Here is an 18,524-nt window from a genome sequence, read left to right as displayed (position 1 = left end):
AGGTTCCGAATAATAACCAGGAGTAATATTTCGCATCGCAAGACCTATGCCTTCTCCGATTCAATCATAAATCCATGAAGCTATCCGCATTTCTCAATCAGATGGAGAAGATAGCCCCTGCATCGCTTGCAGAAGAGTTCGATTCTAACAGAATCGGACTTGTTGTCGAGGGAACAGAGGATATCGGTGTGGTTGCTGCAGCACTTGATCCAACCCTGAAGGTTGTGCAGTCAGCAGCAAATCTCGGTGCAGATATGCTTGTTGTGCATCACACCCCCCTCTTTACTCCCGTTACCCGGATCATGGGGACAACAGCGCGCATATTGAAAATACTCCTTGAGAATGATATGAATCTCTTTGTGATGCATACGAATTTCGATCATGCAGAGAATGGAATTAACGATGCGCTTGCCGATCAGATCGGATTAACAAACAGGAGACGAATGAGCCTTGGTATTGTGGGTGACTGCCACCTTGGGATCAATGAATTGATTCGGCTTCTTGGGTGTGGCGTCCGGGTTCATGGAGCAATCACCACCCATAATCGGGTTGCTGTTGTAGGCGGATCAGGTTTTTCACCGGATCTCATGGATGAGGCAGTACGATGCGGCGCGGAGATCTTCATCTCCTCTGAGATGAAACATAGCATCGGGCGCCAGATACCACTTCCCTGCATTGAAGCTACACACTATGCCCTTGAATCGCCCGGCATGAAGGCTCTCTCGGGGAGGATGGGGTGGACATATATTGATGATCCCCCTGAAAGCTGCCTGCTTGTATGATCAATCCCTGGGTACTGCTGAAACAGAGTCGGGAACTGTCACCTGAGGCGAAGCGTTCTCTCATCCATGCATACCATGAACGCGGTGAAAAAGCAATTCTCGCAGCCGAGCATGGCAATGTTAAAAAATACCGTGACTTCTGGGTCGTCGTTGGCCGATCTGACGAATATATTGTCGAAGATGGATTCTGTACCTGTGATGATTTCCGCTTTCGGGGTGGCGTCTGCTGGCACAGCATCGCGGTTCAGATCGCTGATATCTGCCACCTCTATGAGGAGTTCGATCTCTGGTATTGCGAACCTACAAATGGAGACGATACAGGCTGATTCCAAAGAGAAACCATTTATGGTGACGAACAGAACCTATACCAAGCACGTGGTTGTTCATGCTTGAGGAAGAATACGAGCTGGATTATTTTCGATCCAATGGATTTCTGAGGAAAACCTGCAGATCCTGTGGGGCAGCCTTCTGGACACAGGACCCGGAACGTGAGTTGTGTGGAGATGCACCCTGTGAGCCATATCAGTTCATCGGAGAGCCGATCTTTAAACCGCATTCTCTCGATCAGATGCGTGAGGCATTCCTCTCATTTTTCGAGACGAATAACCATACACGAATCGACCGCTACCCGGTCGCGGCCAGATGGCGTGACGACATCTACCTGACAATTGCATCAATTGCAGATTTTCAGCCATTTGTAACCGGCGGGGTTGTTCCTCCCCCGGCAAACCCGCTCACAATATCCCAGCCATGTATCCGCTTAAATGATCTGGATGCAGTCGGACGATCAGGCAGGCATCTCACCTGCTTTGAGATGATGGCACATCATGCCTTCAACTCCGCAGATGAAGAGATCTACTGGAAAGAAGATACACTTGAACTCTGTTCGAATTTCATCAGATCGATCGGCGGAGACCTGCAAAACCTCACATTCAAAGAGCATCCATGGTATGGGGGAGGCAATGCTGGTCCAAGCGTTGAGGTGCTCATCGGAGGACTGGAGGTTGCAACCCTCGTCTTCATGAACCTTGGAAGGACGAAGACCGATCACTCTCCGACAATGATCGATGGAAAAGATTACTATCCAATGGATCTTCGGATTGTAGATACCGGCTATGGTCTTGAGCGATTCGTCTGGGCATCAAAAGGATCACCAACCATCTATGATGCGGTATTCCCGGAGATGGTATCCCGCCTGATGGGATCAGCCGGACTTGAGCATCTTCTGGATAATAGCGAATTTACCAATATCCTTGGCTTAAACGCAAAATTCGCCGGGCTTATCGATATCAGGGGAGAAAAACTGGTTCATCTCCGCAAGAAGGTTGCAGACGCCATCGGTATCAGCATTGATAAACTTGAGGAGATGATTACGCCAATCGAGGGGATTTACGCACTCTGCGATCATACCCGATGCCTTGCATATATGCTTGGGGATTGTATTGTCCCGTCAAATGCACGTGAAGGATACCTGGCACGGCTTGTTCTCAGGAGAAGTCTCAGGATGATGGGCGAGCTGAATCTGGATGAGACGCTCTCAGATCTGGTACTTGCCCAGATGAATACGATCGGATCTGATCAGTTTGAGCAGACACAGGACATAGTGCGCCAGATCATCGATCGTGAAACAGAGAAATACGATACGACCATTGCCCGGGGAAGCAGGGTCGTCCAGCGGATTGCAAAGACCTATATGAAAAAGAACGAACCGGTTCCGCTCCCCGAGATGGTCACTCTCTATGAATCACATGGTATTCCGACTGCCCTGATGCGGGAGATATTAACGAATGAGGGGGCGGACTTTGATCTCCCCGACGACCTCGATTCAATTATCGCAGATATGCACTCTGAGGCTGAATCATCAGAGGAAGAAGCCGGTACAAAGAAATTTGATGAGAGGATCACGGGACTCCCACAAACCAAAAAAATCTATTACGAACGACCCTATGAATTTGAATTCGATGCAATTGTTCTCGATTATTTCGATGGATATGTCGTACTTGACCAGAGCCTCTTCTACCCGGAGGGCGGGGGCCAGCCCTCAGATACCGGGACGCTTGTCACTTCAGAGAATGTTGTCCGGGTGGATGAAGCAATAATCAAAGACGATAGAATCCTGCATAAGATCAAAGGCGGAGTCCTGAAGCGGGGAGAACGGGTAAAAGGAATTGTTGACGAGGAACGGCGCTGGTCGCTGATGCGTCACCATACCGGCACCCATGTTCTTCTCCGTGCCTGTAAACAAATTCTCGGCCCTCATATTCACCAGGCCGGATCTCAGAACGGGATTGATAGTTCCAGGCTTGATATTCGCCATTTCTCACATATTAGACCGGAAGAGGCAAAGCGGATTGAGATCGCTGCAAACCAGATCATTATGGAGAACATACCTGTCTTTATAAAAATTGAAGACAGAAACCGTGCCGAAGAGAAATTCGGGTTCGCACTCTACCAGGGTGGTGTTCCCAAAGGAAAGGATATCCGTGTTGTCCAGATGGGAACAGAAGTCCAGGCATGTGGAGGAACCCATTGCAGGAACAGTGGCGAAGTGGGGATCATCAAGATACTCAGGATCGAACATATTCAGGACGGTGTCGAACGAATTGAGTTCTCAGCAGGATTTGCTGCGATCTACGCCATGCAGCACCTGCAGGATATTGTCAACGAGGCTGCTGCCACCCTCTCGGTTCAGGTGGAGCATCTCCCCCAGTCAGTGGAGCGATTCTTCTCTGAATGGAAAGAGCGGGGGAAAACGATCGGGGATCTGGAACAGAGACTAGCAGATCTGTCACTACAGAACATGAGCGGCGAGGAGATTGGCGGGGTGAATGTTATCATCCGTCAGATCGATCGAACCCAGAAAGAACTGGTCAATATGGCATCAGGCATCTCTGAACAGAAGGGAGTGGCCCTTTTCATATCCACAAGCGATGGCATCCGTGTTGTTGCCGGATCCGGAAATGATTCAGTTGATGCTGGTGTAATCGTCCGGGAGATATGTACTGTTCTTGGTGGAAAGGGCGGAGGAAAACCCGGACTTGCGCAGGGGGCCGGGAAAGATGCGGATGCCATCCCCGGTGCACTTGAGAAAGCCCGTGAAATCATACAGACGATGATCAATGGCTGAAGAGATAGTCTTCCTTGAGCCTGGTGAAGAACAGGCACAGAAGATCGCAAAAGCGATGTCTAGCCCGACCGCAGGCGATCTCCTGCGAAGCCTCTCAGATACGCCAAAGAGCACAACTGCATTAGCAGAAGAGCTACATATTCCTCTCACCACCGCAAAATACCATCTCGGTAACCTGCTGGATGCAGGTGTTATTGAGGTGGCAGATACCCGCTGGAGTGCAAAAGGCCGTGAGATCAAGATCTACAGCCTGAAGAACCAGATCCTGATCGTATCGCCCGGACGAGCGAGTGCAATCGGCATGATGAAGAAATATGCCGCCACACTCGGCGTCTTCATTGTGGGAACCGCTCTCCTTACCATGTACCTTCCATTCCTTCAGGAAAAAATGGTTTCTTCAGAAGATATGATGGTATATACTGCTCCACCACCTGAAGCCATACAGATCCCTGATGCAATGCCCATGGCAGCACGGGCAGTGGGAGGAGCAGGCGCCCCCCTTCCCCCGATGATACATGAATTTGTCATGGCCTTCTTCCTTGGGGGTTGCCTGGTCTTATTGGCCTTAATCGTGTACGAAGCGATGCACTGGTTCCGCGATGAGCGGTATTAACATATTCCAATAAAATTTTTCAGAAGCAGAAGGCCTGTCTCCCCGCTCTTTTCCGGATGAAACTGTACACCGTATATGCGATCCTTCTTGACTGCCGAGGAATACGAGACACCATAGATGGTTTCACAGAGCCGGTACTCGATCGGGCAGTCAACATAATAGGAGTGGACAAAATAGACATAATTGCCCTCCTCTATTCCAGAGAGGAGCGGATCATCCGGCATTGCATGATGAATGGTATTCCACCCCATATGTGGAACCTTCATTCCTGGCTGCGGCTGAAATTTACGGACATGTCCGGGGATCAGCGAGAGTCCCTTGTGGTTCCCATGTTCTTCACTCTCATCCATCAGCATCTGCATTCCAAGACAGATCCCAAGGAGCGGAACATCTCTGGCAACTGAGAGGAGGCATTGCCTGAGAGGTGAGAGCCGCCCCATACCCTCAGAGAATGCACCAACACCAGGCAGTATAATGCCATCGGCAGATCGGATCTCATCTGGATCATGAGTGATGATCGGCCGTGCCCCTGCCTTCTCGATCCCACGAAAGACCGATCTGAGATTCCCAAGACCATAATCAATAATGGCTATCTTCGTCATCGTTTTCTCCCTTTTTTATCCTCCACGCACCGCTCTCAAACCAGTTCGGGGGGCGGCCGGTGGCTTCGGCGTATTCTGTAACAGCAGATCTCCACTCATCCCAGAGCTCCGGATAACGTCCTTCTATCATCCTGAGATGGGCAATATCGCTTGATGGGCACATATAACACCCGATTCGATCGAGGCCCGCTTCATAGAGTGTATTATATGGCGCCTTCTCCTGGAAGAGATAGAGCCAGACATGCAATGCATTCCAGTGCTGGATCGGGGCTGCAGAGAGCTGGTTGGGAACATTTGGGTTTCGCCAGACACGCCGGCTCTTCATCCGTCTGGCAGACTCGTATTTCCTCTGCCCGATGAGAGAGATGCATTCTCCAAATTCAAGTTCGATCAATCTCCTGACAGGATTCAGCTTGCATGCCTTACAACACCACCTGAAGTTGACTGCCGGAGGGCCATGCCTTGAAAAACCTTCCCAGAAACCAGTTTCACCATCTCCCCTTAATACAGGGACGGAATAGCGATCTGAGACAGCCGAGATATTCTCAAGTGTTTCCGGGAACTCAAGACCCGTATCTGCAAAAAGCAAGGGAACAGGCCCGATTGCCTTCAGTGCAAGAAGGAGGGTTACAAGGCTGTCCTTTCCACCCGAATATGATACTGTGACAGGGAGATCTTCCTCTTCTGCCAGATCACGAATGAAGGTGATGGAGTCTGCCTCCATTGATGCAAGGTATTCCCTGTTGGCATCCACCGTATCATCCCATGTTCCGGGACCGGGGCAGCACACCTGTGGAGCATTCTTTCTGAGGCGGACGACCTGGCCGCGGGAAATACCCCGTCCCTCTTCTGCACCCATCTTTGCCCGCCCGACACCAATGCAGGTACCATCTTTTGTGAGGACAAAGACCTCATCTCCCTTCTCTACATGGGATTCAATCTCAACAACTCCGGGTGCAAGAACACTTGAACCATCTTTGATGAATACAGCGGCAGCATCATCTACGATCACATATCGGAGCTTCGGAGCCATCAGGCGGGTGGCATCCGGGCGCGGGAGCACCTCCCATCTCCCTTCTCCCGGGAGGTACCGTATCGCACCGACGATTGCCCCGCCGACAATGATCTCCTCCATCCTGTCATCATCCGGAACCTTGTTTAAAAGTGCGAGATTATCTTTTGGAATGAGCGGGGAGCCAAATGACTCCTCAAACAGATGGTTTATCAGTTCGATATCGGAGGGAAATGCCGGACGGAGATCTCCCGGGGGTGTAACTCCGACAAAACGCGTTTTCCCCCCACAGGCGCACCGTTTTCCAAGAACCGGTACATGGCATTCGTCACACCAGTGAAGGGGAACGGCACCAAGATACGGTGACTTCATCCCTATTCTATTATTGAGCATTGGTTAAATAGCGAAGCATCAGTTCATTCTGCACATATGGAAAACCATAATTTAGGAAACGATCATTATTGATCATGACAAACAAATGGCTGGAGTTACATCTACCGCGTTTGTATCATTCTTTGCGGGATAAGACGACGCATTGCCGTTGCACAAGGGGGGTTGTCCACCAGTGATCCGATTGCTGGCAACCGCAATAGCCGCTTTTGTGGCATATCTCTTTTTGACAGCCGGATCAGGAACGATCATTCTCTGGTCCGAAATGGAACTCATCATCGGTTGTATTCTTGCAATCATTGTTGGTATCGCCTCATACCGGATATTCTGCAGGACAGGAAGTGTCCGTATGGCAAACCCCATACGCCTCATTCTTCTGCCCGTCTACGCAATTATTCCGCTCTTCATCGAGATGGCACGGGCAAATATCGATGTCGCCATAAGGGTGATAACCGGAAACGTGAAGCCGGGGATTGTCAGGGTGAATACCGGGATGAAGACAGATCTCGGCATGCTGATTCTTGCAAACTCAATCACCCTCACCCCGGGAACGCTCTCGGTTGAGATTGATGATGCAACAAAGCAGTTGTATGTGCATCTCATCAATGTCCCGGATGAACTCCGTGATAAGAAGGTGGTTGAGGCGCGTGAACTCTTCTCATTCTTTAATATACCTGGCTGGATCAGGAGGATTGCGGAATGAACGATATCTTCTTCATCGCAATTGCAGTTCTCGGACTTTTGATACTCTTTTCTGCACTGAGGCTTGCAATCGGGCCGACAGCACCGGACAGGGTCGTTGCTCTTGATACAATCAACACACTGGTTGTCGGGGCAATGATTCTCCTTGCCGTCTATCTCGGGCAGACAATCTTTGTGGATGTGGCGATCGTGTATGCCCTCCTCTCATTCCTCGGAACCATCGCCATTTCGAAATATATAGGAGGAGAATTATGATTCAGACAGCAGCAATGATATGCCTTGGAATCGGCATCCTCTTCAATACCCTCGGAGTTATCGGTATCCTCAGGTTCCCGGATGTCTATACCCGTCTCCATGCAGAGACGAAGATGACGACATTCGGAACAATATTCCTGGCACTCGGGGTTATCATCTATGCCGGATGGATGTTATCCGGGACAAACGACAGCCAGTACCTCACCCTTGCAATCCATACTGCAATCGCCGTTATTGCCCTTGCATTCACAAATGCAACCGGCTCGCATGCCATTGCACGGGCCGCACATAGAAGCGGGCAGCTGCCAGACCCCTCAGTTGTCGATCGCCTCGCGGAGGTGAAGTCCCGTGATTGAAATAATCCTTCACGCATTCATCCTCGCCGGGATGATTGTTTCAGCAGTTCTGGTCTTTAAATTCAAGGATCTCATATCAGCGGCAGTCGCATTCGGGCTCTTCAGTTTCCTTCTGGCAATTGAATTCTATCTCCTTCAGGCACCCGATGTTGCCATTGCAGAAGCTGCCATCGGAGCCGGACTCACGACTGCAGCCTTCATGATAGCAATACGCGGCACCACAAAAACAGAGGGTGATGAGGCATGAAGAAGAAAGTTTCCATCATCATTACCATCCTGATGATCGGGATGCTCGGCGTGATTGTGAGCGGGCTTACCTTTGGCGATCCCGTTGATCATCCAATGGACCGGTATTTCATTGAGAACAGCCAGCAGCAGAGTGGTGCAAATAATGTTGTCACTGCTGTCCTCTTCGACTACAGGGGCTTTGATACCCTCGGAGAAGCGGCAGTGCTCTTTACAGCAGCTCTCGGTGCCAGCCTCGTTCTGCGAAGACGGAGGGAAGATTAATGCAGATGAGTTCTATCGTCAAAACAACAGCGGATATTCTCTTTCCGTTCATCCTGATATATGGATTTTATATTATTATCCATGGACATCTGACACCCGGCGGAGGGTTTCAGGGCGGTGCCATTCTCGCATCGGGAGTTCTCCTCCTCCTTCTGGCATACAGGTATACTGAGAGCACAAAAATTGTGAGGCAGGTGATGATGAAGACTTTGGAGTCAACCGGTCTCCTCCTCTTCATCATTGCTGCATTATCTGCAATGATGCTCGGTGCGGGATTCTTCTTTAACTGGTTATCACCAGGTGGATTCATCTTTGGTGATATCGTTGCATTTGGATCCGGTGTAGCAAACCTGAATACCGGAGGGCTGATCCCAATCATGAATATTGCAGTTGGCATTGAAGTCGTTGGAGCGATCAGCGTGATCCTGCTTGCACTCCTCTCTGGAATAAAGGAGAAGATCTGATGATCGAACAGATACCATACCTGGCTGTGGTCCTGATCGCAGGCATCGGAATCGCAACGATTCTCCTGAAGAAGAATCTGATCAAGATGATCATGGGGCTTGCGATCATCGAAGGTGCGGCAAACCTCTTCCTCGTTACCCTCGGGTACCGGGAAGGAGGGATCGCCCCCATCTTTACCAATGCTCCGGGTGGGGAGATGGTGCTCCCCACCGTGCAGGCGATGACCCTCACAAACATTGTCATCGGATTTGCGACAACAGCGCTTCTCCTTGCCTTTGCCATCATGATCTACCGAAAATATGGGTCAGTTGAGACGAACAACATCAGGAGGCTTCGGGAATGAGCCAATATGCAGCATTATTACTCGCCATACCCCTGCTCGCGGCATTTGCAATGCCACTCATCGGGTTGGCAGGCAAGAGGATGCGCAACTCATGGGCAATCATTGCGATGCTCGCAACTGTGGCAGCAGCCCTCCTTCTCGTCTGGGAAGTCCTGACACAGGGAACAATCGTCTACGCCTTCGGCGCCTTCGATCCTGCACAGGCAATACCATTTGATTCCGGCGGTGTGCCGATTCGGATCCTCTTTGTGATCGATGCGATGTCTGCATTCATGATCCTGACAGCAGCGATCATGATGTTTGCCGCCACGCTGTACTCGATCTCAAGCGAATCCGAACAGTCCGGACAGGACGGGTACTATGCCCTTCTCTTCCTGTTGATGGCGGGAATCTTTGGGATGGTCTCAACAGGGGATCTCTTCAACTTCTTCGTCTTCCTAGAGATCAACTCGCTTGCCGGTGCAGCACTCGCTGCATACCGTATCAAAGGCGGCGTTGCAGTCGAAGGAGGCCTGAAATATGCGTTCATCTCGACTGTTGCAGGTCTATTCTTCCTTATTGCAGTCGGAATGCTCTATGGCCAGTACAACTCACTTAATATCGCCTATATCGCCTCTGTGATCGATCTCACCGGCCTGTCACTTGTGGCAGTCGTCCTGATGGTCGTCTCGCTCGCGATGAAGTCGGGATCTGTTCCGATGCACTTCTGGACACCGGATACGTATTCAAGTGCACCGTCTTCAATTACAGCGCTCCTGATCGTCTCAAGCATGGCAAGCCTCTATGCAATCTTCCGGATTGCATTCAGCTTATTCGGCCTGACAATGAACGTGGTGACCGTCGGATGGGTGATCATCATCCTCGGTATCCTCTCGATGTTCATCGGCGTCTCGATGGCGCTCCCGCAGAAGGATGTGAAGCGGCTGATGGCATACCACTCAGTCTCACAGATTGGATACATGCTTGTCGGACTTGGTGTCGGTCTCGCGGTGCTTGGTGATCAGCAGATGCTCGCACAGTTTGGGGTTGTCGCGATGGAGGGAGGGATCTTCCATATCATCAACTATGCCCTCTACAAGGGCCTCCTCTTCCTGATCGCAGGCGCAGTCATCTACCGGTGTGGAACCGCAAATCTAAACGATCTGGGAGGACTCGGCCATTCAATGAAATGGACGATGGGATTCTTTATCATTGCAGCACTTGCAATTGCAGGCATCCCGCCCTTTAACGGCTTTGCTTCCAAACTGATGATCTATGAATCGGTCTTCATATTCAACCCCTTCATCGCGGTGATCGCTATGGTGGTCTCGATCATGACGCTGGCGTCTTTTGTCAAGGTCTTCCATTCGATGTTCATGGGACCAAAGCTGCCGCAATATGAGGCGGTGAAGGAAGTGCCGATGCCGATGCTCGTTGGAATGGGACTTCTTGCTGTTCTGATCATACTCTTCGGGCTCTTACCGGATCTCGTTGTGAATACGCTCGTTGAACCCGCCGCGCTGGCACTTATCGACAAAACCGGCTATATCGCCTCTGTCATGGGAGGTATCTGATATGGATATTACAGCAACCCTTTTCACCGGAACAGGATTCTGGAATCCGATGATCTGGATTCTGGCGTTTGTGATCACATTCATTGTGGCATACCTGATATGGAGGTGCGGGGTTTCAACATACCAGAAAGGGACAGAACAGGTAAAACCATACCTCTCGGGCAATGCAGAGCCTGAGAAGAACGCGGTGCATATCCGCGGTGGAAACCTCTACTGGGGATTTACCGAGGGGTTGAAAGGGTATTATTCCCGTCTGATACCCCTCCATACGGGTGACCTGAATGACTATATGCTCTGGTACTTCGGTGTCATAATTGCCGTCTTCGCACTGGTGGTGATCTTCCTATGACACTCTCTCCATCTTTCAAACGATCGCTCTGGGTATTCCACTTCAATGCAGGATCCTGCAATGGATGTGATATCGAGATCGTCGCAACAATCACCCCCCGCTATGATCCCGAACGTTTCGGCGTGAGACTTGTTGGATCTCCAAAGCATGCGGATGTCCTGCTTGTGACAGGACCGGTGACAAAGAAGATGGCACCGAGGCTTAGGCGTGTATATGAACAGATGCCTTCACCAAAGGTTGTCATGTGCATCGGGACATGCGGGCAGTCCGGCGGGGTCTTCTATGACTCATATAACCTGGATGGGCCTGTTGATCAGATCATTCCGGTGGATGTCTATGTCCCGGGATGTGCTCCCCGGCCAGAGGCGATCATCTATGGTGTCGTTACTGCACTTACAAAACTTGAACGGATAGAAGGAGGTGAAGAATGAACGAGACGATACTTACCCCACAGGAGCTGATCGACCGGTTCACCACAGCATTTGGTGATTTGGTCTCTGATCCAAGAATTCAGATCCGCGCTGAAGGTGGAAAGAAGAACCAGAATATCAATATCTGGATGACCATCACCCGTGATATATTGAAGCCGGCAATCTCCATGTTAAAGGAGATCTCCTACCCACATCTTTCAGTGATTTCAGGCTGGGATGTGGGAGAGGAGCTGCGCATGCAGTACATCTTCTCGATCTACTTCGGGGAGCGGCATGGGGAGTATATGGTGATCTTCACAGTCCCCCTCAAAAAAGACGATCTCGTGCTCCCGACCATCACCGATATCATGCCGGGGGCGCTCTTCACCGAGCGGGAGAAGCAGGAGATGTTCGGCGTGAAAATTCAGGATATCCCTGATGGACGGCGGCTCTTCCTGCCTGAAGACTTCCCCGAGGGCGTCTACCCCCTCAGAAAGGACGAGACCGGCATCCCCGATACAATGGTGAAGCACCTCTGGGAGGTGGGGCGCCCAACAGACCGTCCGGTGCCACCGGTAACCGAGAAGGAAGAAGAGCCAAAGGCCGATCCTGAGGGGAAGAAAGTGAAGAAAGAAGAGAAGAAAGGGGAAAATACACCTTCTGAAGAGAAGAAACCTGAGACGGAGGTGAAGACCGATGAGTGACGATAGTCCGGGAAAGAAAGCGCCATATGTCGTCCCGATTGGCCCGATCCATCCGGCACTCAAAGAGCCAGTCCAGTTCCTCTTTGATATGGAAGGGGAGGTTGTCAAAAAGGCGGATTTTGCCCCGGGACAGGCACACCGTGGGATCGAATGGATGGGAATGCGCAGAAACCCGATCAAGATCATCCACATGACCGATCGGATCTGTGGAATCTGCGGTGTCACCCACTCATTTGCTTTTGCAAGGGCAATCGAACAGATCGTCGATATCGAAGTCCCGGCACATGCCGAATACATCAGGGTGATCATCGCCGAGTTTGAGCGGATCCAGTCCCATCTCCTCTGGGCCGGTGTTGCGGCTCATGAACTCGGGTTTGACACCCTCTTCTATCTCGCATGGCGTGTCCGCGAAGAGGCGATGGATGTGATCGAGTACATCACCGGAAACCGGGTGAACTATGGGCTGATACAGGTCGGCGGTGTAAGGCGGGATATTACCCCGGAACAGCACCCGACTATTCAGAAATGCCTTGACGGGTATCGCGATCTGCTCGGGAAGATGCTGAATCTCTTCCTCAAGGATACCACAATTGCAATCAGGTGCAAAGATTGCGGCCTCCTGTCGTTTGAAGAAGCGCGGAACCTGTGCACAGTCGGTCCAACCGCACGGGCATCAGGTGTTCCAAAGGATGTGCGGGTGGATTATCCATACTCGGGATACGGGGATCTCGACATCTCCCCGATCCTGCCAACTGCCTATGGGGGCGAGATCAACGGGGATGTCTATGACAGGATCGTTGTGCGTCTGCTTGAGGTTGCACAGTCTGTTGAGATCATCGAGACCTGCCTTAAAGAGATGCCGGAAGGGCCGATCCTCTGGGAGCCGAAGCTTCCAAAGCTCCTCTCTGCCTGCAAAAAGGCCCATGGTGAGGCGGTCGGTCGGCACGAGGCTCCACGTGGCGAATGCCTCCACTATGTGGCAATGGACGGCAATGAAGCTCCCGCAATGTGGAAGGTGAAGGCATCCAGTTACAGCAACCTCCATTCATGGATTCCGATGCTCGAAGGCGAACAGCTTGCTGATGTCCCGATCATCGTCGCATCCATTGATCCCTGCCTCTCCTGCACTGACAGGGTCGCTGTAATCCGTGGTACAAAACGGGATCTGATGACAAAGGAAGATCTCCATCGGCTCTCGGTTGAGAAGACACGGAGGATTCAGGAATGCTGAGTCCTGAGACCATTCTGGTCACCATTCTGGCTGCATTCGGCCTCTCGATCATCGGGATTGCTCTTGGGCTCATCCTCCTTGGGGTCGATCGAAGGATCTCTGCCCGGATGCAGGCCCGGATCGGCCCCCCGCTCCGGCAGCCGTTTATTGATCTGAAGAAATTACTCTCGAAAGAGAATATCATCCCCGAGAATGCGATCCCATCGCTCTTCAATGCCGCTCCGATCGTGGCGCTCGCCTCATCGATTGTGGTGCTCCTGTACCTCCCGATCGGCTCGATGATGCCGATCCTCGGTGGCTATGGCGATCTGATCCTGGTGATGTACCTGCTTGCGGTTCCGGCACTTGCGATGGTTGCAGGAGGTTTTGCCTCCGGATCACCCTATGCAACTGTTGGTGCACAGCGTGAGATGGTGAGCATGATCGCATACGAGCTCCCGCTTGCCTCTATTGTTATAGCGGTCGCCTGGCTCCTCTATTCATCGGGAGTTGCTGATCCCTTCGCACTTTCAAGTATTGTGGCAAACCCGATCTGGACTCTGGTCGGACCCCTTGGGATGGTGGGGCTCTTCATTCTGCTCCTCACCTTCGCCTGGGTCTCGCCGGCCGAACTCTCGAAGATCCCCTTCGATACACCGGAAGCAGAGACGGAGCTTGCCGGAGGAGTGCTTGTCGAGTACTCAGGGAAAAACCTCGGCCTCTTCACGATTGCACAGGGTGTGAAGACGCTCGTGATGGGCGGGCTTGCAGTTGCAATCTTCTTCCCCTGGAATCTCTCACCACTGCTTGGGCTTACAGGCTACGTTGCCATTGCAGTGGATGCTGCGTTCTTCTTCGCAAAGGTGATTCTCCTGATGATCGTCTCGGTTACGGTGATCAGGACCGGGCTTGCAAGGTTTCGAATTACCCATGTCGTCACCCTCTTCTGGGTATGGCTTGGATTGGCCGGGCTCTTTGGCCTTTCGCTTGTGATCCTTGATTCGGTGCTGAGGGGGGTCTTCTAAATGGCACTTCCGATGATCAGGGAGATCTTCGCACAGGTCTTTAAGATACCCGCGACAAACCCCTTCCCATCACGATTCCTCCCGCCATCAGTGACCGAGTTCTTAAAGAAGGTGGGATCAGGCGAAGCGACAATCAACCCCCCGGTTGCGACACCCCCAAATTTCCGCGGCAAGATCGTCTATGACCGGGATGGCTGTATCGGATGCAATCTCTGTATACGGGTCTGCCCCGCACACGCAATCGAGTTCATCCCCGAGACGAAGAGAGTCAGGATTTATGTCACCCAGTGCGTCTTCTGTTCCCAGTGCAATGACATCTGCCCAAAAGGTGTCCTCACCATGAGCCCGGAGTTTCTGCTCGCAACCGAGGACCGGTTTGCCGAAAGCCAGATTGTGGAATAAGGAAGATTATTCCTCCAGAATCCATTTTTTATTAGTCATTTCTCTTTTATCACTGGGAAACCAGATGTCTCCTATCTGCTGGCATCCGTGATCGTCAACTACCCCGCCCTAAACGGCGGGGCTTGCAATAGCGGTGTTACCACAGACATTGCAATTTAATGTGCACGAAGGTTGCTCGTAGTTGAGCCTTATTCGTACCGGTCGGTTGACGCGACCGCTACTGATTATCGGTGTCATAACCGAATCACCAGCTACTTTTCTCAAATGGTTTAACGCACCATTGACATCCGCATTGATCACGGTACCGGAACTACTCTGGTACAGTCCCCGGCTGATCCGACGGCATCTTCCATACCATGGTTTTTGGATCGGATCGAGTGCCAGGGCATCAACCTGCGATGTGTACCGTTCATCATGGGAATCGTCAAAGTGTATCCCGAATATCTCACATTTTGCCTGTAATTTCCGTCGAAATTTCGCATAGGGAATCTGGACGAAATTCTGGTTGTTTCTCGCACCATGATTGATCTCTTGTTTGATCCCATCCCATCGTGGCACAATAATGGTACCGATTTCGTGATCACATGCAAATTTGATGAGATAAGCGACAAATCGGTTCATCGCCTCATCGATTTTGTTATTTCGTCTGATGAGGAGGCGTGACTGGCGGTGCGTAAACTCCTCGGTTAATCCCTGTTTATCTTTAATCGATTGTAATCGGGCGTTTTCTTTGTTGTACCACCGGTTGATTGATTTTAGATACGTACCATCGATAATCGAGGCAGTCCCGGTAGCAGTGTCAACGATTGTTGCAAAATTGGTAACGCCGAGATCAATCGCAAGATAATGGTCAGGATTAAGACGTGTTGGTTGAAGGGGAACCATATACGCAAATTCGATCGTGTATACCTTCCCGTTATGGTGTGGCACAATGGTCACCTCACGGATCTGGTTTGGTTGAATGTGTGGCGGAATTTTGAATGTCAGTTCTTTCCCGGTTAATCCATGCTTTTTTTTAAACATCCGTGACATGCCGAGAGTGACGTAGCCGTTTTGCATCGTGATATGCGATGCAGGAAATGCCAGTTTGTACCGTCCATCCTTCTCCAGATAGCGTGGAGGTCGTGGTTGGCTGCTGAGTTCGCCACAGTGGTACATCCGCATGAGTGCAAAGTACGAGGTGTACGCTTCTTCAACACTCCTGATCGTCTGTTGCGCAACATCACTATGGAGCAGCGGATAGTTCTCATTCTGGCGGGATTGGACATAATTTGAGACATCTTTGTAGGGAAAGTCTTTCTTCCGGGTATAGGGGAGAAAGGAACCGATACAGATGGTGACGTTTGCAGCAATATCCGGTCGAACCGCTTGGAAGATCGCAGCGTTTTCACAATACTCCTGGTAATGTTGCCGGGTATTGTACAATGCAACATTGTACAAATTCTTTGAATGGTATGCGAGTGTGTCAATAATATGATACTGCCGTTGTGACAGTCGCAGATAGTTTGACACCGTTCGAATTACCATTTGATGCATATGGGTTGTACTACAGGATATGGGTTATGGTTCAATTATAGGCGATTCCTCCCCGGCATGAATGCCGGGGTCTCCTCGCCCTTTTAGATGAAATCCGGCAGGGCGTCTCTATGATCAATAGCTATTTGATTTGAGAACACAAGGATAGAATAATGAAAATCAATTGCCTTATTGAGAAAGACGAGGATGGCTACTACTATGCCTCGATCCCATCGCTGCCAGGTTGCTTTACTCAGGCAAAGACCTATGAGGAGTTATTAAGGCGGCTTGATGAAGCGATATCACTCTACCTCGAAGTGAATGAATGCCCGGAGCCAGACGAGATACGGGAGTTTGTGGGGGTTCAGGCCATTGAAATTAACTCCTGTTAAAGCCGGGAGAGTTATAAAATTGCTCGAGGAAACAGGCTTTTCATGTGTCAGGCAGAAGGGGAGCCATATCATTATGAATCACCCGGATGGTAGAACTATTGTCATACCGGACCATCAGGGAGAAGAATTGGGAAGGGGTATCCTTAGATCAATTATTCGCCAGGCAGGACTCACACGAGAAGAGTTTATTCAAATGTTGTCAAAATAGCTTTATTCCTGCTTTTCCATCTATACCTTAACGAGTTTTCAAAGCCTCTCCAGAGAGGCATACTCTCCTTTTTTCAGAACTTCAATGAGCGCCTCAGCTGCATTCTGTACAGCAGGCGAGAGCCCTTCGCCCGTCTCGATGGTTTCCGGCTGGATCCCTATGAAAAGGATCTCAGGAATGTCAGATGACAGGTAGTGAATGAGGTGGGAGAGCGGCAGCATATGGGTGCCGATGCTCGTATCATCGATCTGATCGGGAGGGATGATCCTGATACTGCCTGCGGGAAGACCCATCTCCGCAGCATCCACTATAATAAGAATTTCCGGCTTTTCACGCCGGATTGGAGCCGTGAAGTTCTCTGGTGCCGTTCCGCCATGAAATGCTCTCATTCCATCTGAAGAGAAGCATTTTGGAGAGAAACTATCGGCTATCCAACAACCGACACCATCATCTGAGAGAAGCGTGTTTCCAACTCCAAGGAGGATCATCATTGTAGATAGATCTCCTCCTCAGACTACATCAACCTGCTTTTTTCAGCAGGAAGAGAAGCAGGCTACTCAGGAGAGGATCCGGAATGGGAAGAGACCAGCCCCTCTTCAGGGAAGAAACCGAACTCCGGACGATATCCTCGTCTGAGGAATAAACGGATGGCTGCCTGCCGCTCATTCTCATCCTGAGTATCAAGACTCCCAATTGACGCGTTCACTCCCATTTCAGGCTCACATCCAGGATTATCACTTCCGTTTCATCTATTACAAACATCGTAGTGCTCCGGCAACAGATCGCGAAGCAAGTGGACAGGTACCCATAATCATCCTTCCAGCTCACCACCTGTTGCATGTACTCTTTTCTCTCTTTTGGTCCACATGAGTGAATCCCAAAGATTGTGAGGAAGAGAGAGCAAATTCCAAACAGTGTTAGCTTTTTCCTAAAGAACCGTGATTCCAGAGAGAACAAGTATGAGTATCGCAGCTGAATTTTTATGTGAAAAAGGCTACAGAAGGAACAAACCATGCCGCGAGTATGGAGAGAAGTACACAATCAAGGATTAAATGAGGCCCTTTTCAACTCCTCGAAGCACCTATGCTGCGCGTATTCCAATTCAGTGAGTATATAGAAATAAAAACCAATTTTGAGAGGCATTTAAAGGTTATTCTCCGATTAAAAGAAAAAGTGTACGATAACTTCATAATCTGATATGCAAACGAAGTGATTGTCCCAAATTATGATGGGGGGAGGTGAAATATCCTCATGGCATACGAAGCACCGGCTAAGAAGGGTAAGGAAGCAGCTGTTGAGAACAAGTCAAAAGACAAGAAGGGAGGCAGGAAATAATCCTTCCCTTCATCTCTTTTTTTGATAATTACATTTTTTAACGATATTTGAATATAGAGAGAAGAGTAGTTCATTGTATCATTTTTCAACAGGTTCCTCGGAAGGAATGCACCTGGCAGTACCAGAAGAAACGAATACAAAAGGGATGCGCCGACCGGGACTCGAACCCGGGTTTAGGCGTTGGCAACGCCTAGTGATAACCACTACACTATCGGCGCACTTCGGACATCTCTGCCCTGCGACCTTACTTTATAGGAATTATCC

At 50.4% G+C, this 18,524-nt stretch carries 26 protein-coding genes and 1 tRNA gene; 20 read left to right on the top strand and 7 right to left on the bottom strand.

What is annotated here, in order from left to right; all coding sequences use genetic code 11:
• The first annotated feature begins 74 nt into the window (after nucleotides 1–74).
• The 4 genes from ACYUBO_RS05155 to ACYUBO_RS05140 are packed head-to-tail and all read left to right on the top strand — an operon-like array spanning nucleotide 75 to nucleotide 4,522.
• Entirely contained in the window at nucleotides 75–782 is a 708-nt protein-coding gene (locus ACYUBO_RS05155) for a Nif3-like dinuclear metal center hexameric protein (RefSeq protein WP_460372869.1), read from the top strand.
• On the top strand, nucleotides 779–1,108 hold the full coding sequence (locus tag ACYUBO_RS05150) for an SWIM zinc finger family protein (RefSeq protein ID WP_460372867.1): 330 nt from the start codon (nucleotides 779–781) through the stop codon (nucleotides 1,106–1,108). The genes ACYUBO_RS05155 and ACYUBO_RS05150 overlap by 4 nt, the downstream gene beginning before the upstream one ends.
• 59 nt (nucleotides 1,109–1,167) lie before the next feature.
• Complete coding sequence (gene alaS, locus ACYUBO_RS05145) at nucleotides 1,168–3,909, top strand: alanine--tRNA ligase (protein WP_460372865.1); 2,742 nt, start codon at nucleotides 1,168–1,170, stop codon at nucleotides 3,907–3,909.
• The gene (locus tag ACYUBO_RS05140; protein ID WP_460372863.1) at nucleotides 3,902–4,522 is read left to right on the top strand and encodes an ArsR/SmtB family transcription factor; all 621 of its coding nucleotides are present in this window, start codon (nucleotides 3,902–3,904) and stop codon (nucleotides 4,520–4,522) included. Before alaS ends, ACYUBO_RS05140 begins: the two co-directional genes overlap by 8 nt.
• Here the strand turns inward: ACYUBO_RS05140 and hisH are convergent.
• Both hisH and ACYUBO_RS05130 read right to left on the bottom strand, forming a co-directional pair.
• Nucleotides 4,519–5,124, bottom strand: coding sequence for an imidazole glycerol phosphate synthase subunit HisH (gene hisH / locus ACYUBO_RS05135; protein WP_460372861.1), 606 nt, complete (start codon nucleotides 5,122–5,124; stop codon nucleotides 4,519–4,521). The genes ACYUBO_RS05140 and hisH overlap by 4 nt on opposite strands.
• Nucleotides 5,102–6,508 (bottom strand): phosphoadenosine phosphosulfate reductase domain-containing protein, encoded by a 1,407-nt coding sequence (locus ACYUBO_RS05130; protein ID WP_460372859.1) that lies wholly within the window; start codon nucleotides 6,506–6,508, stop codon nucleotides 5,102–5,104. The genes hisH and ACYUBO_RS05130 overlap by 23 nt, the downstream gene beginning before the upstream one ends.
• Nucleotides 6,509–6,701: 193 nt before the next feature.
• Between ACYUBO_RS05130 and ACYUBO_RS05125 the strand changes: the two genes are divergently transcribed.
• From ACYUBO_RS05125 to ACYUBO_RS05060, 14 genes are read left to right on the top strand one after another with little or no spacing between them, the layout of a single operon-like run.
• Nucleotides 6,702–7,229, top strand: a complete 528-nt coding sequence (locus ACYUBO_RS05125; RefSeq protein ID WP_460372857.1) for a Na+/H+ antiporter subunit E — start codon at nucleotides 6,702–6,704, stop codon at nucleotides 7,227–7,229.
• Nucleotides 7,226–7,483 (top strand): cation:proton antiporter, encoded by a 258-nt coding sequence (locus ACYUBO_RS05120; RefSeq protein WP_460372855.1) that lies wholly within the window; start codon nucleotides 7,226–7,228, stop codon nucleotides 7,481–7,483. Before ACYUBO_RS05125 ends, ACYUBO_RS05120 begins: the two co-directional genes overlap by 4 nt.
• Nucleotides 7,480–7,839 carry a monovalent cation/H(+) antiporter subunit G gene (mnhG, locus tag ACYUBO_RS05115; protein WP_300329628.1) on the top strand — a complete coding sequence of 120 codons (360 nt, stop codon included), beginning with the start codon at nucleotides 7,480–7,482 and terminating at the stop codon, nucleotides 7,837–7,839. Before ACYUBO_RS05120 ends, mnhG begins: the two co-directional genes overlap by 4 nt.
• Entirely contained in the window at nucleotides 7,832–8,086 is a 255-nt protein-coding gene (locus ACYUBO_RS05110) for a hydrogenase subunit MbhD domain-containing protein (RefSeq protein ID WP_460372853.1), read from the top strand. Before mnhG ends, ACYUBO_RS05110 begins: the two co-directional genes overlap by 8 nt.
• Nucleotides 8,083–8,349, top strand: coding sequence for a hydrogen gas-evolving membrane-bound hydrogenase subunit E (gene mbhE / locus ACYUBO_RS05105; protein ID WP_460372851.1), 267 nt, complete (start codon nucleotides 8,083–8,085; stop codon nucleotides 8,347–8,349). The genes ACYUBO_RS05110 and mbhE overlap by 4 nt, the downstream gene beginning before the upstream one ends.
• Nucleotides 8,349–8,813 (top strand): MnhB domain-containing protein, encoded by a 465-nt coding sequence (locus ACYUBO_RS05100; RefSeq protein ID WP_300334734.1) that lies wholly within the window; start codon nucleotides 8,349–8,351, stop codon nucleotides 8,811–8,813. Before mbhE ends, ACYUBO_RS05100 begins: the two co-directional genes overlap by 1 nt.
• Complete coding sequence (locus tag ACYUBO_RS05095; RefSeq protein ID WP_300334733.1) at nucleotides 8,813–9,157, top strand: sodium:proton antiporter; 345 nt, start codon at nucleotides 8,813–8,815, stop codon at nucleotides 9,155–9,157. Before ACYUBO_RS05100 ends, ACYUBO_RS05095 begins: the two co-directional genes overlap by 1 nt.
• Nucleotides 9,154–10,710 (top strand): proton-conducting transporter transmembrane domain-containing protein, encoded by a 1,557-nt coding sequence (locus ACYUBO_RS05090; protein WP_460372849.1) that lies wholly within the window; start codon nucleotides 9,154–9,156, stop codon nucleotides 10,708–10,710. Before ACYUBO_RS05095 ends, ACYUBO_RS05090 begins: the two co-directional genes overlap by 4 nt.
• Before the next feature lies 1 nt (nucleotide 10,711).
• Complete coding sequence (gene mbhI / locus ACYUBO_RS05085; RefSeq protein WP_460372847.1) at nucleotides 10,712–11,059, top strand: membrane-bound hydrogenase complex subunit MbhI; 348 nt, start codon at nucleotides 10,712–10,714, stop codon at nucleotides 11,057–11,059.
• Nucleotides 11,056–11,490, top strand: a complete 435-nt coding sequence (locus ACYUBO_RS05080; RefSeq protein WP_460372845.1) for an NADH-quinone oxidoreductase subunit B family protein — start codon at nucleotides 11,056–11,058, stop codon at nucleotides 11,488–11,490. Before mbhI ends, ACYUBO_RS05080 begins: the two co-directional genes overlap by 4 nt.
• Nucleotides 11,487–12,173, top strand: coding sequence for an NADH-quinone oxidoreductase subunit C (locus tag ACYUBO_RS05075; protein WP_460372844.1), 687 nt, complete (start codon nucleotides 11,487–11,489; stop codon nucleotides 12,171–12,173). Before ACYUBO_RS05080 ends, ACYUBO_RS05075 begins: the two co-directional genes overlap by 4 nt.
• Nucleotides 12,166–13,404, top strand: coding sequence for a hydrogenase large subunit (locus ACYUBO_RS05070; RefSeq protein WP_460372842.1), 1,239 nt, complete (start codon nucleotides 12,166–12,168; stop codon nucleotides 13,402–13,404). The genes ACYUBO_RS05075 and ACYUBO_RS05070 overlap by 8 nt, the downstream gene beginning before the upstream one ends.
• The gene (locus ACYUBO_RS05065) at nucleotides 13,398–14,408 is read left to right on the top strand and encodes a respiratory chain complex I subunit 1 family protein (RefSeq protein WP_460372840.1); all 1,011 of its coding nucleotides are present in this window, start codon (nucleotides 13,398–13,400) and stop codon (nucleotides 14,406–14,408) included. Before ACYUBO_RS05070 ends, ACYUBO_RS05065 begins: the two co-directional genes overlap by 7 nt.
• Complete coding sequence (locus tag ACYUBO_RS05060) at nucleotides 14,409–14,810, top strand: 4Fe-4S dicluster domain-containing protein (protein WP_460372838.1); 402 nt, start codon at nucleotides 14,409–14,411, stop codon at nucleotides 14,808–14,810.
• Between the two features lie 108 nt (nucleotides 14,811–14,918).
• Here ACYUBO_RS05060 and ACYUBO_RS05055 read toward each other — a convergent pair whose 3' ends face one another.
• Complete coding sequence (locus ACYUBO_RS05055) at nucleotides 14,919–16,337, bottom strand: RNA-guided endonuclease InsQ/TnpB family protein (protein ID WP_460372836.1); 1,419 nt, start codon at nucleotides 16,335–16,337, stop codon at nucleotides 14,919–14,921.
• A 161-nt stretch (nucleotides 16,338–16,498) separates the two neighbouring features.
• On the opposite strand from ACYUBO_RS05055, the gene ACYUBO_RS05050 reads away from it, so the two are divergent.
• Nucleotides 16,499–16,717 carry a type II toxin-antitoxin system HicB family antitoxin gene (locus ACYUBO_RS05050; protein ID WP_300331106.1) on the top strand — a complete coding sequence of 73 codons (219 nt, stop codon included), beginning with the start codon at nucleotides 16,499–16,501 and terminating at the stop codon, nucleotides 16,715–16,717.
• The gene (locus ACYUBO_RS05045; RefSeq protein ID WP_460372834.1) at nucleotides 16,647–16,925 is read left to right on the top strand and encodes a type II toxin-antitoxin system HicA family toxin; all 279 of its coding nucleotides are present in this window, start codon (nucleotides 16,647–16,649) and stop codon (nucleotides 16,923–16,925) included. Before ACYUBO_RS05050 ends, ACYUBO_RS05045 begins: the two co-directional genes overlap by 71 nt.
• A gap of 38 nt (nucleotides 16,926–16,963) precedes the next feature.
• Here the strand turns inward: ACYUBO_RS05045 and hycI are convergent, their stop codons facing one another.
• From hycI to ACYUBO_RS05025, 4 genes are all read right to left on the bottom strand, one after another.
• A complete protein-coding gene (gene hycI, locus ACYUBO_RS05040) occupies nucleotides 16,964–17,416 on the bottom strand; it encodes a hydrogenase maturation peptidase HycI (protein ID WP_460372832.1) in 453 nt (150 codons plus the stop codon).
• A 62-nt stretch (nucleotides 17,417–17,478) separates the two neighbouring features.
• Entirely contained in the window at nucleotides 17,479–17,637 is a 159-nt protein-coding gene (locus tag ACYUBO_RS05035; RefSeq protein ID WP_460372830.1) for a hypothetical protein, read from the bottom strand.
• 511 nt (nucleotides 17,638–18,148) lie between these two features.
• Complete coding sequence (locus tag ACYUBO_RS05030) at nucleotides 18,149–18,349, bottom strand: hypothetical protein (protein ID WP_460372828.1); 201 nt, start codon at nucleotides 18,347–18,349, stop codon at nucleotides 18,149–18,151.
• Between the two features lie 57 nt (nucleotides 18,350–18,406).
• Nucleotides 18,407–18,478 (bottom strand) — tRNA-Gly (locus tag ACYUBO_RS05025).
• Nucleotides 18,479–18,524 lie beyond the last annotated feature (46 nt).

It is taken from the genome of Methanocalculus sp. MC3 (genome assembly GCF_054767395.1).
The sequence above is the reverse complement of the archived record's forward strand: the minus strand, read 5'-3'. Positions and strand labels throughout refer to the sequence as shown.

Bases quoted from the DNA above. Each gene is read 5' to 3' on its own strand.
- ACYUBO_RS05065 (WP_460372840.1), top strand. From the start codon at position 13,398: ATGCTGAGTCCTGAGACCATTCTGGTCACCATTCTGGCTGCATTCGGC.
- mbhE (WP_460372851.1), top strand. From the start codon at position 8,083: ATGAAGAAGAAAGTTTCCATCATCATTACCATCCTGATGATCGGGATG.
- ACYUBO_RS05120 (WP_460372855.1), top strand. From the start codon at position 7,226: ATGAACGATATCTTCTTCATCGCAATTGCAGTTCTCGGACTTTTGATA.
- hisH (WP_460372861.1), bottom strand. From the start codon at position 5,124: ATGACGAAGATAGCCATTATTGATTATGGTCTTGGGAATCTCAGATCG.
- ACYUBO_RS05130 (WP_460372859.1), bottom strand. From the start codon at position 6,508: ATGAAGTCACCGTATCTTGGTGCCGTTCCCCTTCACTGGTGTGACGAA.
- ACYUBO_RS05150 (WP_460372867.1), top strand. From the start codon at position 779: ATGATCAATCCCTGGGTACTGCTGAAACAGAGTCGGGAACTGTCACCT.
- ACYUBO_RS05090 (WP_460372849.1), top strand. From the start codon at position 9,154: ATGAGCCAATATGCAGCATTATTACTCGCCATACCCCTGCTCGCGGCA.
- ACYUBO_RS05045 (WP_460372834.1), top strand. From the start codon at position 16,647: ATGAATGCCCGGAGCCAGACGAGATACGGGAGTTTGTGGGGGTTCAGG.
- ACYUBO_RS05070 (WP_460372842.1), top strand. From the start codon at position 12,166: ATGAGTGACGATAGTCCGGGAAAGAAAGCGCCATATGTCGTCCCGATT.
- ACYUBO_RS05080 (WP_460372845.1), top strand. From the start codon at position 11,056: ATGACACTCTCTCCATCTTTCAAACGATCGCTCTGGGTATTCCACTTC.
- ACYUBO_RS05035 (WP_460372830.1), bottom strand. From the start codon at position 17,637: ATGGGAGTGAACGCGTCAATTGGGAGTCTTGATACTCAGGATGAGAAT.
- ACYUBO_RS05050 (WP_300331106.1), top strand. From the start codon at position 16,499: ATGAAAATCAATTGCCTTATTGAGAAAGACGAGGATGGCTACTACTAT.
- ACYUBO_RS05060 (WP_460372838.1), top strand. From the start codon at position 14,409: ATGGCACTTCCGATGATCAGGGAGATCTTCGCACAGGTCTTTAAGATA.
- ACYUBO_RS05140 (WP_460372863.1), top strand. From the start codon at position 3,902: ATGGCTGAAGAGATAGTCTTCCTTGAGCCTGGTGAAGAACAGGCACAG.
- ACYUBO_RS05100 (WP_300334734.1), top strand. From the start codon at position 8,349: ATGCAGATGAGTTCTATCGTCAAAACAACAGCGGATATTCTCTTTCCG.
- ACYUBO_RS05095 (WP_300334733.1), top strand. From the start codon at position 8,813: ATGATCGAACAGATACCATACCTGGCTGTGGTCCTGATCGCAGGCATC.
- ACYUBO_RS05055 (WP_460372836.1), bottom strand. From the start codon at position 16,337: ATGGTAATTCGAACGGTGTCAAACTATCTGCGACTGTCACAACGGCAG.
- ACYUBO_RS05155 (WP_460372869.1), top strand. From the start codon at position 75: ATGAAGCTATCCGCATTTCTCAATCAGATGGAGAAGATAGCCCCTGCA.
- mnhG (WP_300329628.1), top strand. From the start codon at position 7,480: ATGATTCAGACAGCAGCAATGATATGCCTTGGAATCGGCATCCTCTTC.
- mbhI (WP_460372847.1), top strand. From the start codon at position 10,712: ATGGATATTACAGCAACCCTTTTCACCGGAACAGGATTCTGGAATCCG.
- alaS (WP_460372865.1), top strand. From the start codon at position 1,168: ATGCTTGAGGAAGAATACGAGCTGGATTATTTTCGATCCAATGGATTT.
- ACYUBO_RS05075 (WP_460372844.1), top strand. From the start codon at position 11,487: ATGAACGAGACGATACTTACCCCACAGGAGCTGATCGACCGGTTCACC.
- hycI (WP_460372832.1), bottom strand. From the start codon at position 17,416: ATGATGATCCTCCTTGGAGTTGGAAACACGCTTCTCTCAGATGATGGT.